Source organism: Bacillus sp. AFS073361 (genome assembly GCF_002567005.1).
GTDB lineage: Bacteria > Bacillota > Bacilli > Bacillales > Cytobacillaceae > Neobacillus.
The window spans coordinates 177,922-192,669 of sequence record NZ_NUZU01000030.1 but is presented as its reverse complement, the minus strand read 5'-3'; the positions used below and the strand labels follow the sequence as shown (position 1 = coordinate 192,669).

Sequence of the window (14,748 nt, the reverse complement as noted above, 5' to 3'; positions counted from 1 at the left end):
AGCGAAGTGACTGGAACGGAAATCAACAGACAGGTTAACACAGCCTTTATTTTAAGGAGGCAACAGATATGAGTTTCGATCATAATCACATCGAACAAAAGTGGCAAAAGAAATGGGAAGAAGAAAAAACATTTAAAACAAGCGAGGAATATGACAAAAGAAAATTCTACGCTTTAGATATGTTTCCATATCCATCAGGAGCAGGACTACACGTAGGGCACCCTGAAGGCTATACAGCAACCGACATTCTTTCACGATTAAAGCGGATGCAGGGATACAATGTGCTTCATCCAATGGGCTGGGACGCGTTCGGCTTACCGGCAGAACAGTACGCACTAGATACGGGTAACGACCCTGCAGAATTTACAGAGCAGAATATCAACACGTTTCGCCGCCAAATTAAATCATTAGGATTCTCTTATGATTGGGATCGTGAAGTTAATACTACCGACCCAGAATACTACAAATGGACCCAATGGATTTTCTTAAAGTTATTCGAAAAAGGTTTAGCATATATTGATGAGGTTGCGGTAAACTGGTGTCCGGCGCTTGGAACAGTTCTCGCAAACGAAGAAGTCATTGATGGCAAAAGTGAGCGTGGCGGGCACCCCGTTGAACGCCGTCCGATGAAGCAATGGATGTTAAAAATCACTGCTTATGGTGATCGTTTACTTGAAGACCTAGAAGAACTTGATTGGCCGGAAAGTTTAAAGGAAATGCAGCGTAACTGGATCGGCCGCTCGGAAGGTGCAGAAGTGACTTTCTCGATTGAAGGCCACCATGAGACATTCACAGTATTCACTACACGCCCTGACACCTTATTCGGTGCTACCTATGCAGTGCTTGCTCCTGAACATGCATTTGTTGATAAAATCACAACAGCTGAACAACGTGCTGCGGTTGATGCTTATTTGGATAAAGTGAAAACAAAGAGCGATTTAGAGCGTACCGATCTTGCAAAAGAGAAAACAGGTGTATTCACTGGGGCATATGCCATCAATCCTGCAAATGGTGAAAAAATGCCAATCTGGATTGCTGATTATGTATTAGTAAGTTACGGTACAGGGGCAATTATGGCAGTTCCAGCTCATGATGAGCGTGACTATGAATTCGCTAAAGAATTTAATCTGCCGATTAAAGCTGTTGTCGCTGGTGGAGATATTGACAAAGAAGCCTATACTGGCGATGGTGAACATATTAACTCTGAATTCTTAAATGGCTTGGATAAAGCAGAAGGCATTCAAAAGATGATTGCTTGGTTAGAAGAAAAGGGAATCGGAACGAAGAAAGTCACTTTCCGTTTGCGTGACTGGCTATTCAGCCGCCAGCGTTATTGGGGCGAACCGATTCCAATTATCCATTGGGAAGATGGCACAATGACTGCGGTTCCTGAAGATCAGCTTCCATTGATGTTACCAAAAACGAAAGAAATTCGACCATCTGGAACAGGGGAATCTCCGCTGGCAATTATTTCTGATTTCGTCAACGTGGTGGACCCAGAAACCGGTAAAAAGGGCCGTCGTGAAACCAATACAATGCCGCAATGGGCAGGCAGCTGCTGGTATTATTTACGTTACATTGATCCGAAAAATGATCAAGCACTTGCTTCTCAGGAAAAATTAAACCACTGGCTTCCTGTTGACATTTACATTGGCGGGGCAGAACATGCAGTTTTACATTTACTTTATGCGCGCTTCTGGCATAAATTCCTGTATGATATTGGTGTTGTTCCAACCAAAGAACCATTCCAAAAGCTATTTAACCAAGGCATGATTTTAGGTGAAGGAAATGAAAAAATGAGTAAATCAAAAGGGAATGTCGTAAACCCTGATGATATCGTCGGCAGCCATGGTGCTGACACCCTTCGCCTCTATGAAATGTTCATGGGACCGCTTGATGCATCAATTGCTTGGTCAACAAATGGACTGGATGGTTCCCGCCGCTTCTTAGATCGCATCTGGCGTTTATTGGTTGAAGAAAACGGGGAATTAAATCCAAAGATTCAAGTAAATGAAGAAGCCTCAAATTTGGAAAAAGTTTATCATCAAACGGTGAAGAAAGTGACTGAGGATTACGAAGGCTTAAGATTTAATACGGCGATCTCACAGATGATGGTATTTATAAATGAGGCCTATAAAGCAACCGTACTGCCAAAAGAATATATTGAAGGTTTTGTTAAAATGCTTGCACCTGTTTGCCCGCATATTGCTGAGGAGCTTTGGGAGAAGTTAGGTCATAGTGAAACAATATCTTACGAAGCATGGCCAGCCTATGATGAGGCAAAACTAGTAGATGATGAAGTTGAAATTGTTGTTCAAGTCAATGGTAAAGTAAAAGCAAAGCTTTTGGTACCAGTGGATGCAAGCAAAGAGTCTCTTGAGGGAATCGCAATGGAGGATGCCCAAATTAAGGAACAAATTGAAGGGAAAACAATCCGCAAAGTCATTACTGTTCCTGGCAAGCTTGTAAATATCGTCGCAAATTAATCTATAGAATGGCCCCTTTTTCGGGGCTGTTTTTCCTAAAGGGGATGGACTTAATGGAAGAAATTCAAACAATTACACCAGAAGAATTACAAAAGAAGCTTGAGTCAGGGGAAAAACTTGAGCTAGTCGATGTAAGGGAAGATCATGAGGTCGTTTTCGGGATGATCCCAGGAGCAAAGCATATTCGCATGGGAGATATCCCTGATAAACTCGACTACTTTGACAAGGATAAAGAATATATCTTTATCTGCCGCTCCAGCGCAAGAAGTGGAAATGTCTGCCATTATTTGCAGGATCAAGGCTATAAGGTTCGTAATATGGTAGGCGGCATGCTCTCTTGGACTGGTGAAACAGAATACACAGAATAACCGATTCCACAATGGAATCGGTTTTTTTGTGCGGCGGCAAATCAAGTCTGCTGGTGACAATTTAGGTATTCAGTAAGTACCACCAGTAGTTGTATCAAAGCCTCCACTCAAAATAATCTTAACTTTTTATAAAGATTAAATTTTTAAAATTTCAGAAAAGTGGTAAGAATAGTAGTAAAAAAAGAGAGGGAGAGAACATTGATACAGGTAAAGTTGTTTGATCGGGAGCATGAGAAGGATCTGGAAAAGGAAATGAATCGTTTTTTAAAGGGACTGGATGAAACAAGTCTGCTTGATATTAAATATAATGTGGCAGCAATGGCAGAGGAAGAAGAAGAGGAACAGATTTATTGTTTTTCAGCGATGATTATTTATAAGGCCTGACAACTTGTCAGACCTTTTTATTTTTCACATATATGGCTGCATTACTTCCAGCTAATCTTCCGGTTACAAGTGCAGAAGTAATATTATACCCTCCGGTGTACCCATGGATATCTAAGATTTCACCGCAAAAATATAAACCATTCATAAGTTTCGAGCCCATCGTTTGCGGCTCAATTTCTTTAACTGACACACCGCCGCCCGTGACAAACGCTTTTTCAAGTGGCAGGGTGCCATTAACTTTAACTAGGAATTGCTTACAACTCTTGGAAAAGCTGCGTATTTTTTCATTAGAAATCGTTCCAGCTTGCTCAGCAGGATCGATTCCATTTTGGTCTAATAGAAACAGGAGGTACCGTTCAGGGACGAGCCCTTTGAGTGTATTTTTAATGCTTTTCTTAGGCTCACTTTTTACAAGTGAAAGAATTTCTTGAAAAACTTCTTCCTCTTTCTTATCTGGTAAGACATTAAGGCTCATGGTTACTTCTTGTAACTTCCATTTCTTCATCGCTTTCACCACGAACTGGCTGCAGCGAAGGACAGCAGGACCGCTTAGTCCAAAATGGGTAAAAATCATATCCATTCGATGAGAGATGAGGGGCTTACCCTTTGGGTTCAAGACACTTAATTCGATATCTCTTAACGACAACCCTTGAAGGACTTTGTTTTTTATAAATGGTTCATTCGAGGTCACTGGAACCTCGGTGGGAAAAAGTTCAGTAATGGTATGGCCCGCTTTTTCAGCCCAGGCATAGCCATCACCCGTCGAACCTGTATGAGGGACAGACTTTCCGCCGACAGCAATCACGACGGATTGAGCAGATATGGTTTGTCCGTCCTTAAGTACCACAGCCGAAACACGCTCATCCTCATACATGAGTTCGCGGACAGGGCTATTTGTAAAGACACGTACATGAAGTTTTTCTAGTTGATTTAGTAATGCATCCACAACGGACTGTGCTTTATTAGAGACTGGAAACATCCGGCCGTGATCTTCTTCCTTTAAGGCAATTCCTAATTTCTCAAAGAATTTAATAATATCTTCATTACTAAAGATAGAAAAAGCACTATATAAAAATTTCCCGTTTCCAGGCAAGTGCTTGATAATTTCCTCTATTGGCAGGCGATTGGTCACGTTACAGCGGCCGCCGCCAGATATCGCTAGTTTTCTGCCAAGTTTGTCACCTTTATCTATTAAAAGGACCTTTGCGCCTTTTTCACCAGCGGCAATAGCGGCCATTAAACCTGATGGGCCGCCGCCGATGACAACAACATCATATTCCATATTTACACCAACTTTTTATTAATCCATCACTCCATTATAAACATTTATCATCAAAATAAAACGAATGTGCCCATATTTTCATAAATTTCACTTGGTTGTTAGTGGCGTCTGGGGACAAGAAGTTGTAAACTACTATAGTGTGCAAAAAAATAGTCGATTTATATATGTGAAGAGCGCACGTATTTCTTCGGGTAGGAAGGGATTTTATGCAGTCTAAGCTTTTAAGAGGAACATTTATATTAACGCTAGGAACGATACTTTCAAAGGTAATCGGCTTAATTTATGTTATACCATTTTTTCAAATTGTCGGTAGGGAAGGGACTACGCTTTATCAATTTTCCTATGTACCGTATACGATTTTTATTAGCGTTGCAACAGCCGGTGTGCCGCTCGCCGTTTCGAAATTTATTTCAAAATATAATGCTCTAGAGGAATATGCAGTTGGCAGGAAGCTGTTTAAATCTGGTTTAGTCATTATGATGTTAACAGGGATTATGGCTTTCTTAGTGATGTATCTTGCGGCACCGACATTAGCGGAAATGAGTGTTGGTGATAAAAAGGCAAATTTAGATTCGGTCACCACGGTTATGCGAGCTGTAAGCTTTGCGTTAATTGTTGTTCCATTTATGAGCCTCATTCGAGGATTCTTTCAAGGGCATCAATCGATGGGCCCCTCTGCACTTTCACAAGTTGTGGAACAAATTGTCAGGATTGCCTTTACCCTTCTAGGGGCTTTTGCCGTCTTACATATTTTTCATGGAAAAATGGTAACAGCGGTAAGTGTGGCGACGTTTGCTGCCTTTATTGGCGCGATTGGCGGTTTATTTGTTTTATTTTGGTATTGGTATAAACGAAAACCGTATTTAGACGAACTCCTTTCACAGGATAAGGGCACAATAGATATCTCTCTTAAGGATATCTATAAGGAAATTCTTATTTATGCGTTTCCGTTCGTGTTAGTGGGGATTGCCAACCCTTTATTTCAGGCGATTGATCAATTCACCTTTAGTCAGGCAATGGCAGAAATCGGGAAAGCGAAATTTGCAGAATCCTTTTTCTCTATTTTGAACTTTGAATCCCATAAAATTGTCATTATTCCAGTGTCTCTGGCAATAGGATTTTCGTTAACCCTTGTACCAAGTATAACGAGGGCCTTCGTTGAGGGGGAGGGAGCAAGCTTAAACCAACAGTTAGATCAGACATTTCAGGTCCTGCTATTTTTAACATTACCAGCAGCTATTGGTCTTTCGTTATTGGCAGAACCTGTTTATACAGCGTTTTATCAGCATGATGTAATTGGTACGGAAGTATTAAGGGCATACGCACCTGTAGCCATTCTTTTCTCCTTATATTCTGTTACTGCAGCCATATTACAAGGAATCAACGAACAACGATTTACGGTGTTAAGTTTACTTGTCGGATTATTAATTAAACTGTCTCTAAATATTCCGTTAATAAAAATGATGGAAACAAGAGGGGCAGTATTAGCAACAACACTTGGATATGTTGCAGCCATTCTCATCAATTTTATTGTTATTAAGATATATGCCCGTTATCCATTCCGACTTGTATGGAGAAGAAGCTTGTTAATTGTTATCTTTGCTGGATTCATGTGGGTGGGCACAGAATTAATGTACAAACTATTATTGTTATTCCTCTCTCCTGCATTAAAAGTTCAATCCGTTATAATAATTGTTATTTGTGCTGCAGTGGGGGCTGGAATTTATTTTTATCTTGGCTTAAAATCAGGACTTGCGGCCCGTTTATTTGGGGATAAACTTGATCGGATCATGAACAAATTAAAATTACCTGGGAGGAAGAGAAGCGTTGAGAATTGATAAAATGCTTGCAAACCTAGGCTATGGAAGCAGAAAAGAAGTTAAGCAATTGTTAAAAAGCAGTGCGGTTAAAGTGGATAATGTGGTAGTAAAAGATGCAAAACAGCATGTGGATCCATCCTCACAAACTGTAACCTTAAACGGAGAAATTATCGAATACAAAGAATTTATTTATTTGATGATGAATAAGCCACAAGGAGTCTTATCTGCTACAGAAGATAGTTCTACCGAAACTGTCATCGATTTATTAGAACTCGAAGACCAAGTTTATGAGCCTTTTCCGGTTGGACGATTGGATAAGGATACTGAAGGGTTGCTGCTAATCACCAATGATGGCCAATTGGCCCACCGTTTGCTTTCTCCGAAAAAGCATGTTCCGAAGACGTATTTTGCGGTCATTGATCGTGAAGTGACTGAGGACGATATTGAAGCGTTTGCTAACGGCGTTACCTTGGATGATGGCTATGAAACCAAGCCAGGTGAATTGAAAATCTTAAAGTCTGGAATCCGATCCGATATTGAATTAACAATTACTGAAGGGAAATTTCATCAGGTGAAAAGAATGTTTGAAGCTGTTGGGAAAAGAGTAGTCTATCTCCAACGGATTTCGATGGGTCCATTACCACTCGATGAGACACTTGAATTAGGTGAATATCGAGAACTAACAGATGAAGAAGTGGAGTTACTCCGAAATTATCAAGTGAAATAGACTTATATATGAAAAAGCAGCCTCATTTGAAGCTGCTTTTTCTCTTTTTATAGCTTGTCCTTACAGTATTAAGCCTGTAAAAAAGATTGTAACATCCAGTTATGTTTCTTAAGTTTTCCAATTAAGCCTAAAAACATGTCGCTAGTGACTTCGTCATCATTTTGCTCGGCGACTTCCATCCCAACTTTTAACTCATCAATGAGTAAAGAAAAGTCATGGATGATTGCTTGTACCATTTCCTCAGCTGTTAGTGTTTCGTTCGTTTCTTCAATCGTTGCAAGTTGAAGATACTCTTTTAGGGTAGAAACAGGACGGCCTCCAATCGTTAATAATTGTTCTGCAAATTCATCAATGGAAGCGGCTGCTTCTTCATATAATTCTTCAAATTTTCCGTGCAAGGTAAAGAAGTGAGGACCTTTCACATACCAGTGAAAACGATGTAATTTAGTATATAGGACATTCCAGTTAGCGATTTGTTGGTTGAGCATTTGTTCGACTGTCATTTAACATTCCTCCTAATTTCTTATCTGAGTTAATTATAACACATATTATTTAAAAGTAAATATTAAATTATAATTATTATAAATAAGGAGAAAAATAATTAACTATACGGTTCTCTGGGTATCTTAATAATATTTACTTGAAAAGGATACCTTAATATTAAGGGGGAACTGTCATGAAACTTACACACGAGCAGGCAATTGAGTTACACGGCTTTAATAACTTAACGAAATCGTTAAGCTTTAATATGTATGACATTTGTTTTACGAGAACGAGGGAAGAGCGTGAAGCTTATTTAAAGTATATTGATGAACAATACAGTGCGGAAAGGCTGCAAAATATATTAAAGCATGTTTCAGATATCATTGGTGCCCATGTATTAAATGTTGCGAGTCAGGACTTTGAACCGGCTGGGGCGAGTGTGACCCTGTTGGTTTCTGAGGGGCCGGTTGCGAATGCACCAGATGAATCATTTGAAGAATCACCAGGACCACTGCCAGAATCGGTGGTTATGCAGTTAGACAAGAGCCATATCACGGTTCATACATATCCTGAATTTCACCCCGATGAAGGAATCAGTACATTTAGAGCGGATATTGATGTTTCCACTTGCGGGGAGATTTCGCCGCTTAAGGCTCTTCATTACTTAATTAGATCGTTTGAAACGGATGTCATGACAATTGATTACCGTGTGCGCGGGTTTACACGGGATAAATCGGGACACAAGCTCTTTATTGATCATGAAATCAATTCGATTCAGAATTATATCCCGGAAGATGTTGGTGAACTATTCGATATGATTGACGTCAATGTCTATCAGGAGCATATTTTTCACACGAAATGCAAACTGCGTGAATTCGATTTAAATAATTATTTATTTGGATATAGCAAAGACACTTTAACACCTGAAGAACATATTGAAATCACTGAGCGGTTAAAGATAGAGATGGATGAAATCTTTTATGGGAAAAATATTGTTCAATAACAGGAAAAGGAGCAGTAATATTAAGGTCACTGGAACAGAGGTGTGGTCGGTTCTTAGGTGGCTCAAAAAGTAATTGATTAAGACTAAGGTCACGTAGAAGGAGTCTACGTGACTTAAATCATGTCAGAATAAAGACGAAGGTCACGGAGAGGTTAGCAGCCTTAAAAAAATGGCTTGACGTGAAACCAAATGGTGTTATATAGTCTTTATATGAAACCAAATGGTTTCGTATTGAAAAATATCGCAGTAAAATTCGAGGAGGCAATTAATATGAGTAACGAGTCACAGGCAACATTAGAGGATATAAAGTATACGGTTGTTTATAATGCTCCGATTGCAAAAGTATGGGATGCAGTAGCGACTGCAGAGGGTCTAAGTGCCTGGTTTATGCCAAATGATCTACAGGCAGTTGAGGGACATGAGTTTCATTTAAATGCAGCTCAATTTGGCATGTCGCCATGTAAGGTAACCCATGTTGATCCTCCAAACCGTCTATCCTTTAATTGGGGGAAAGACTGGACACTAACATTTGAATTAAAAGAACTGGATGATAAAACGGAGTTAACATTAATCCATGGAGGTTGGGACGCGAATAAAGTCACTGAATTTGGTCAACCGCATACTCCAATCCGTGATCATATGAATCAGGGCTGGGCAGGTATTGTGAAAAAATTGCAGGGATATGTTGAGGCATAAATGGCGGCTTCCTCGGCAAAGCATGATGTCTTTCAAGCCATCGCTGATCCAACAAGAAGAAAGCTGTTAAAACTGCTTAGCAAGGAAGAGATGCCCGTAACGGCAATAAGTGAACACTTCCCGATAAGCCGTACCGCCGTGTCTAAGCATCTTCGTGTTTTAGCGGAGGCTGGGCTGGTTAAGGAACGAAAAGCTGGCAGGGAAACAAGGTACAAACTGGAGCCAGAACCGTTATATGAATTAAAAGATTGGCTCCAATATTTTGAGCTATTTTGGGAAAATAAATTATCAGCACTCAGGCTATTTGTAGAGTCAGATGATCAAGATACGCCAACGGATCCAAAGGATTGAGATTGAAAAAGCAAAAAAGGCCAACCAATATTTGGTGGCCTTTTTAAGTTCATATTAAACAGTAATTTCATTCAACCCATTTTTTCTAACAAGAAATGAGAGGATGATTAGCAAGCCTATTATTGTTAGGCTTACCGATGAACCAATAATATTATTTGGATTAAACACAAATCCAATAAAGATAATACTTAAAGATGCAAGTGCGAAAATGGTCGTATATGGAAACCATTTTATTTGGAACGCTGGTTGATTTTTGTAAAGTGGTCTTAATTTTAACTGCGCTGCACAAATACTACTCCAGAGTAACATGACTGTAAATCCTGGAATGGTCATAAGATAGCCGATAACCTGACTAGGTGTTAAATAAGCTAGAAAAACTCCTGCTAGTATACAGACACTCGTAAGGAAAATTCCTGTTAATGGGATTCCCTTTGCGGAGAGTTTTGCAAAAACCTTAGGCGCAACACCACTTTGTGCCATCGAAAATAGTGTTCTTGATGTCGCATAGATTCCTGAATTTGCAGCCGATAGGACAGCTGTCAAAAGGACAAAGTTCATAATATGTGCTGCTCCCGGTAATCCGGTTGCGCTAAAGACCTGAACGAAGGGACTGTCTGTACCAGTAACTTTGTCCCAAGGCATGAGTCCACAAATGATTAGAATTGGTAAAATATAAAAAATCATGACACGCCATACGGCACCTTTAATAATTTTTGGCAATACTCGCTCGGCATCCTTTGTTTCGGTTATAGCTACCCCGATTAATTCCGCACCGCCATAAGAAAACATGACTACTAAAAATGCGCTGAACATTCCACCTATTCCGTGCGGGAAAAATCCGCCATTAGCTGTATAGTTAGAGAGTGGGTCCTGAATCGAGCTGGGAATAATACCAAAAAGGAGTGAAAAGCCTAAGATAATAAAGGCCACAAGTGCAATGATTTTAATCCCTGCAAACCAAAATTCAAGCTCCCCATAATTTTTTACTTGAGTTAAATTGATTCCTACGATTACAACTGCACATAGGAAACTTAACAGCCATAAAGGTATCGTAGGAAACCAAAATTGTAGAAAACTTCCCGCAGCTAGTAATTCAACAATCGTAACAAGAGTCCAATTGATCCAGTACAGCCATCCGACGATATAAGAAACTTGGAAACCAAATGCTTTGTTTACTAAATGCTGTACATTTAAATTTGGAAAAGCAAGTGCCATTTCCCCAAGGGCAGCCATTATGATAAAAAGTAATAGACCGCCAAGTAAATAGGCCACGACTACACTAGGTCCAGCAATGGCTAATGTATCGGAACTTCCTTTAAATATCCCCGTCCCAATCATACCAGCCAAAGCAATAAACTGGACATGCCTTGATAATAATCCTTTTTGTAAGTTCTGATGATTTTTTTTCATATCTTCTCCTATTAAACTTTTTTGCTTAAACGCTTTTAAGCGCTAAAGTATTTTTCTATAATAATATACTACCATACTATTTAAATCTGTCAATTGGAGTCGAGAGACTGAGCAGTTAAGCCATATCCCTATTTTGACCTGGACGATCGCATTATTTCATTGGGAATTTTGATAACAGTTTAAATATTAACCAGAAGAATTTTTTTTGGTTGAAGGAAACTTTGTTTGAAGAGGCGAATATAAATAAAGTAAATTAGGAGGATGATGCATATGTTTATTACCCCTCGATTGCAGCGGAGAATTTTCATGTATTCATATGTTTTTAGAAAGCTCGGCATCATAAGTGAACAAGAATATAACAAAATCACTAATCATTTACATGGCAGGACTTAATATTTTGACAAACAAAAAGCACCGAGAGTATCTCGTGTGCTTTTTTATGCTATCCATTTACGTTACTTTTCGTTTTAAGAAGACATTTTAACTCTTTTTTGTGTAGTCGTCCATTTTCCGCGGCTTGGGCTTATTACCAAGTCATTATAGGCTAAGACATTTAAATCTCGTTGTATGGTGCGAGGAGTGATACCAAATTCCTCTACAAGTTCCTGCGTTGTGACTGTTCCATTATTGCGAATAAACATGTAGATACATTTGATGCGGTTTAACATCCGGTTAGTCGAAGGTTTCAAAAAACCACTCCCTATCCTTTTTTCAAACCTATGGCTTAATCCCTCTACCGACAGCCTGTTTGAAGATTCCTCTTCAAGAAATATGTAGTTTTCTTTTCCGCGCAGACAACTCCTTTTTATGGATGTTTACTGTGGATACTTAGATGGTGTCCATCTATCCTTATTGTAACCACAAAAACTGAAAATTTCCACCAATATACTTTATTTTACAAAATAATCTTCAAAAATTAACAAAAATTGTTCGGATATTCTCCCTCCCTTGTAGTACTCTTACTATAGGTTATGGGTTATAATGTATGGATTATGACAAATTATTTGAATTTTTAGTTTTAACACAGCAAATAAAAAATAAAGGGGAAATGGGAGAATGAAATATGCAATCATGGATGGAAAAATAATTGAGCGAAGCGAAGCAAAGGTAGATGTAGAAGACCGGGGTTATCAATTTGGGGATGGAGTGTACGAGGTGATCCGTGTCTACAACGGAAAAATGTTCACAGTAACCGAACATCTAAATCGTTTATTGAAAAGTTTAGATAGTATCGGTATCCAACTCCCATACACAATGGATCAATTAACAAATTTTCTGGAAGAACTGATTGAGAAAAATAACCTTCAGTTAGGAACGATTTATATGCAAATTTCAAGAGGCGTTGCCCCTCGTAATCATGCTTTCCCAACAGAAAATGTGAGGCCAAGTTTAGTAGCATATACGAAGGAAGTGTCTAGGCCATTAGAGAGTTTGAAGATGGGCGTAAGAACAATCGTTACAGATGATATACGCTGGCTGCGCTGTGATATAAAAAGTTTAAATTTGCTTGGAAATTTATTAGCGAAGCAAAAAGCTGCCGAAGCCGATTGCTTTGAGGCAATTCAACATCGCAGCGGGAATGTGACGGAAGGAAGTTCATCAAATATCTATATGGTTAAAAATGGAAGGGTAATCACACATCAGTCGGATAACTTAATTTTAAAAGGAATTACAAAAGATGTTATTTTGCATGTCTGCGAAAAAAATAACATTGTTGTTGAGGAACGAACATTTACACTTGATGAACTTATAGATGCTGAGGAAGTGTTCCTTTCAAGTACGACCGCAGAGGTAATGCCAATTATTGAAGTGGATGGGAAGCGTGTAAGGGATGGTTTGCCTGGTCCTGTCACCAAATTACTGCAGGAACGTTTTGAGTTAGAAATTGAAAAACAATGCGGAGCACTTGTTGACAAAATTCTTCATTAGCAATTAAGACGTGTACACAGAAGTGTCCACGTCTTAATCTTTAATCCATATGCTTGGTACCTTTAGGGGAAAAAATGAACTACTTTTTTCCCTAATAAAAGAACGTCCACTTATTATTTTTAAAACTGGAACAAATCGCTCGATAAGTATCTTTCGCCTGTATCGCAAGCAATACATACAACGACATCATTAGGGGTTAATCGTTTGGCAACTTCTATCGCTGCAAAGCAAGCCCCGCCTGAGGATGGCCCGACAAGAATTCCTTCTTCTACAGCCAACCTGCGTGCAATATCATAGGCATCTTCATCATTAATTTGATGGATTTCGTCATAGACATCCTGATTAAGAATGTCTGGAATAAATCCTGGACTTGTTCCAACAAGTTTGTGCTTACCAGGTTTTCCGCCTGACAAAACAGGCGAGCCTTTTGGTTCCACCACGTGGACAGATATATTTTCAAAATGTGCTTTCAAGGTTTCGCCTGTACCAGTTATGGTCCCACCTGTTCCAGCGGTGGCAACAAAGGCAGCAAGCGGTTTGCCAAGTTCGTTCATTGCTTCAATGATTTCTACAGCGGTAGTATGACGATGTGCATCTGAGTTCGCATGATTTTCAAATTGCATTGGAATAAAACTATTGGGAATCTCGTTAGCTAATTCAATGGCTTTTTTGATGGCCCCTGGCATTTTTTCATCTCCAGGTGTAAGGACAACTTCCGCACCGTATGCCCTTAAAATACTGATTCTTTCTTGCGTCATCGTATCTGGCATGATGATAATCGATTTATATCCTCGTGCAGCAGCATTCATGGCAAGGCCAATCCCTGTATTTCCACTTGTTGGTTCGATAATCGTGGAACCTGTGGTTAATTTCCCAGCCTTTTCCGCTTCAACAATCATATTAAATGCAGCACGGTCTTTTACGCTTTTACTAGGGTTAAAGTATTCCAACTTTAGATAAACCGATGCCCCACCCCTAGGTGCTAATTGATTTAGTTTAACAAGTGGTGTATCTCCGATTAGTTCAGCTATATTATTGACTACTTTCAAGAGGCCCGCGTCCTTTCCATCCTTTGAAGTAAATAACTATTACTTGATTCATAACTAATAATAAATAAAAATTAATACTTTGTAAAAAAATCGGCTAATTGTCTGTTTGCTAATAGATACATTTAGGACAAAATAGACTAGAATTATTTATAGAAGGGAACATAACGATGGAAAAACGCCCCCATTATTTCTTTGCCGTAAGAATACCAGAGCATGCGAAACTAGTGATGAAAGACCATTTGGAAAAAATCAGAGACATGATCCCGTTTAGTCGCTGGGTCCATGATCAGGATTTACATATAACCCTAGCGTTTCTTGGTGGTGCAACGTCAGATATATTAACAGAAGCAGTTAAAAACGTTAAAATTGCCCTTAGCGATGAGAAAACACTAACATTGAACATCAACAAGCTTGGTATTTTCGGTAGTGTGACTTCTCCCCGTATTTTTTGGGCCGGTATAGAGGAAAGCACACATTTACAAGTTATTAGAAAAAAAGTATTTTCTGCTTGTGAGCTGGCAGGGTTCCAACTGGAAACAAGACCATTCCGTCCCCATATTACTCTTGCGAGAAAATGGATAGGTGAACATCCTTTCCAAAACGAAATGCTTAAACTGTGGGAAGAGCTCCAGCCTACGCCCCTTTCATTTGATGCTGTTGATGTGGTGCTTTATCAAACACACCTGAACAAAACACCAAAGTATGAAGCAATTAAAACATATCCTTTAACCAGCATAAAACCATTAAATAAATAAAGGTT

The 14,748-nt window shown here is 39.3% G+C and carries 15 protein-coding genes; 10 read left to right on the top strand and 5 right to left on the bottom strand.

Translation table 11 applies throughout. The annotated features are described in order from the left end of the window. Positions 1–68 precede the first annotated feature (68 nt). The 3 genes from leuS (at position 69) to COJ96_RS14745 (ending at position 3,238) form a co-directional block, all read left to right on the top strand. A complete protein-coding gene (leuS, locus tag COJ96_RS14755; RefSeq protein WP_098574573.1) occupies positions 69–2,486 on the top strand; it encodes a leucine--tRNA ligase in 2,418 nt (805 codons plus the stop codon). Positions 2,487–2,539: 53 nt separating this feature from the next. Next, positions 2,540–2,854, top strand: a complete 315-nt coding sequence (locus COJ96_RS14750) for a rhodanese-like domain-containing protein (RefSeq protein WP_098574572.1) — start codon at positions 2,540–2,542, stop codon at positions 2,852–2,854. A gap of 198 nt (positions 2,855–3,052) precedes the next feature. Beyond that, entirely contained in the window at positions 3,053–3,238 is a 186-nt protein-coding gene (locus COJ96_RS14745; protein ID WP_026563254.1) for a sporulation protein Cse60, read from the top strand. Between the two features lie 7 nt (positions 3,239–3,245). On the opposite strand, the gene COJ96_RS14740 is transcribed toward COJ96_RS14745, so the two are convergent. Beyond that, a complete protein-coding gene (locus tag COJ96_RS14740; protein WP_098574571.1) occupies positions 3,246–4,520 on the bottom strand; it encodes a BaiN/RdsA family NAD(P)/FAD-dependent oxidoreductase in 1,275 nt (424 codons plus the stop codon). 206 nt (positions 4,521–4,726) lie between these two features. Between COJ96_RS14740 and COJ96_RS14735 the strand changes: the two genes are divergently transcribed. Beyond that, on the top strand, positions 4,727–6,358 hold the full coding sequence (locus COJ96_RS14735) for a putative polysaccharide biosynthesis protein (protein WP_098574570.1): 1,632 nt from the start codon (positions 4,727–4,729) through the stop codon (positions 6,356–6,358). Then, positions 6,348–7,067 (top strand): 16S rRNA pseudouridine(516) synthase, encoded by a 720-nt coding sequence (locus COJ96_RS14730; protein WP_098574569.1) that lies wholly within the window; start codon positions 6,348–6,350, stop codon positions 7,065–7,067. The genes COJ96_RS14735 and COJ96_RS14730 overlap by 11 nt, the downstream gene beginning before the upstream one ends. Positions 7,068–7,135: 68 nt before the next feature. Here COJ96_RS14730 and COJ96_RS14725 read toward each other — a convergent pair whose 3' ends face one another. After that, a complete protein-coding gene (locus COJ96_RS14725) occupies positions 7,136–7,570 on the bottom strand; it encodes a Dps family protein (RefSeq protein ID WP_098574568.1) in 435 nt (144 codons plus the stop codon). Between the two features lie 173 nt (positions 7,571–7,743). On the opposite strand from COJ96_RS14725, the gene speD reads away from it, so the two are divergent. From speD to COJ96_RS14710, 3 genes are all read left to right on the top strand, one after another. Next, a complete protein-coding gene (gene speD / locus COJ96_RS14720; RefSeq protein ID WP_098574567.1) occupies positions 7,744–8,553 on the top strand; it encodes an adenosylmethionine decarboxylase in 810 nt (269 codons plus the stop codon). 270 nt (positions 8,554–8,823) lie between these two features. Then, positions 8,824–9,249, top strand: coding sequence for an SRPBCC family protein (locus COJ96_RS14715; protein WP_098574566.1), 426 nt, complete (start codon positions 8,824–8,826; stop codon positions 9,247–9,249). After that, positions 9,250–9,600 carry an ArsR/SmtB family transcription factor gene (locus COJ96_RS14710; RefSeq protein ID WP_098574565.1) on the top strand — a complete coding sequence of 117 codons (351 nt, stop codon included), beginning with the start codon at positions 9,250–9,252 and terminating at the stop codon, positions 9,598–9,600. Positions 9,601–9,654: 54 nt separating this feature from the next. On the opposite strand, the gene COJ96_RS14705 is transcribed toward COJ96_RS14710, so the two are convergent. Then, positions 9,655–11,010 carry an amino acid permease gene (locus COJ96_RS14705; RefSeq protein ID WP_098574564.1) on the bottom strand — a complete coding sequence of 452 codons (1,356 nt, stop codon included), beginning with the start codon at positions 11,008–11,010 and terminating at the stop codon, positions 9,655–9,657. Between the two features lie 467 nt (positions 11,011–11,477). Further along, complete coding sequence (locus COJ96_RS14700; RefSeq protein WP_081825309.1) at positions 11,478–11,699, bottom strand: DeoR family transcriptional regulator; 222 nt, start codon at positions 11,697–11,699, stop codon at positions 11,478–11,480. 367 nt (positions 11,700–12,066) lie between these two features. Between COJ96_RS14700 and dat the strand changes: the two genes are divergently transcribed. Continuing rightward, on the top strand, positions 12,067–12,939 hold the full coding sequence (dat, locus tag COJ96_RS14695) for a D-amino-acid transaminase (protein WP_098574563.1): 873 nt from the start codon (positions 12,067–12,069) through the stop codon (positions 12,937–12,939). A 119-nt stretch (positions 12,940–13,058) separates the two neighbouring features. On the opposite strand, the gene cysK is transcribed toward dat, so the two are convergent. Then, positions 13,059–13,988, bottom strand: coding sequence for a cysteine synthase A (cysK, locus tag COJ96_RS14690; RefSeq protein WP_098574562.1), 930 nt, complete (start codon positions 13,986–13,988; stop codon positions 13,059–13,061). A 167-nt stretch (positions 13,989–14,155) separates the two neighbouring features. On the opposite strand from cysK, the gene thpR reads away from it, so the two are divergent. Next, positions 14,156–14,743, top strand: a complete 588-nt coding sequence (gene thpR, locus COJ96_RS14685; RefSeq protein ID WP_098574561.1) for an RNA 2',3'-cyclic phosphodiesterase — start codon at positions 14,156–14,158, stop codon at positions 14,741–14,743. The last annotated feature ends 5 nt before the right edge of the window (positions 14,744–14,748 follow it).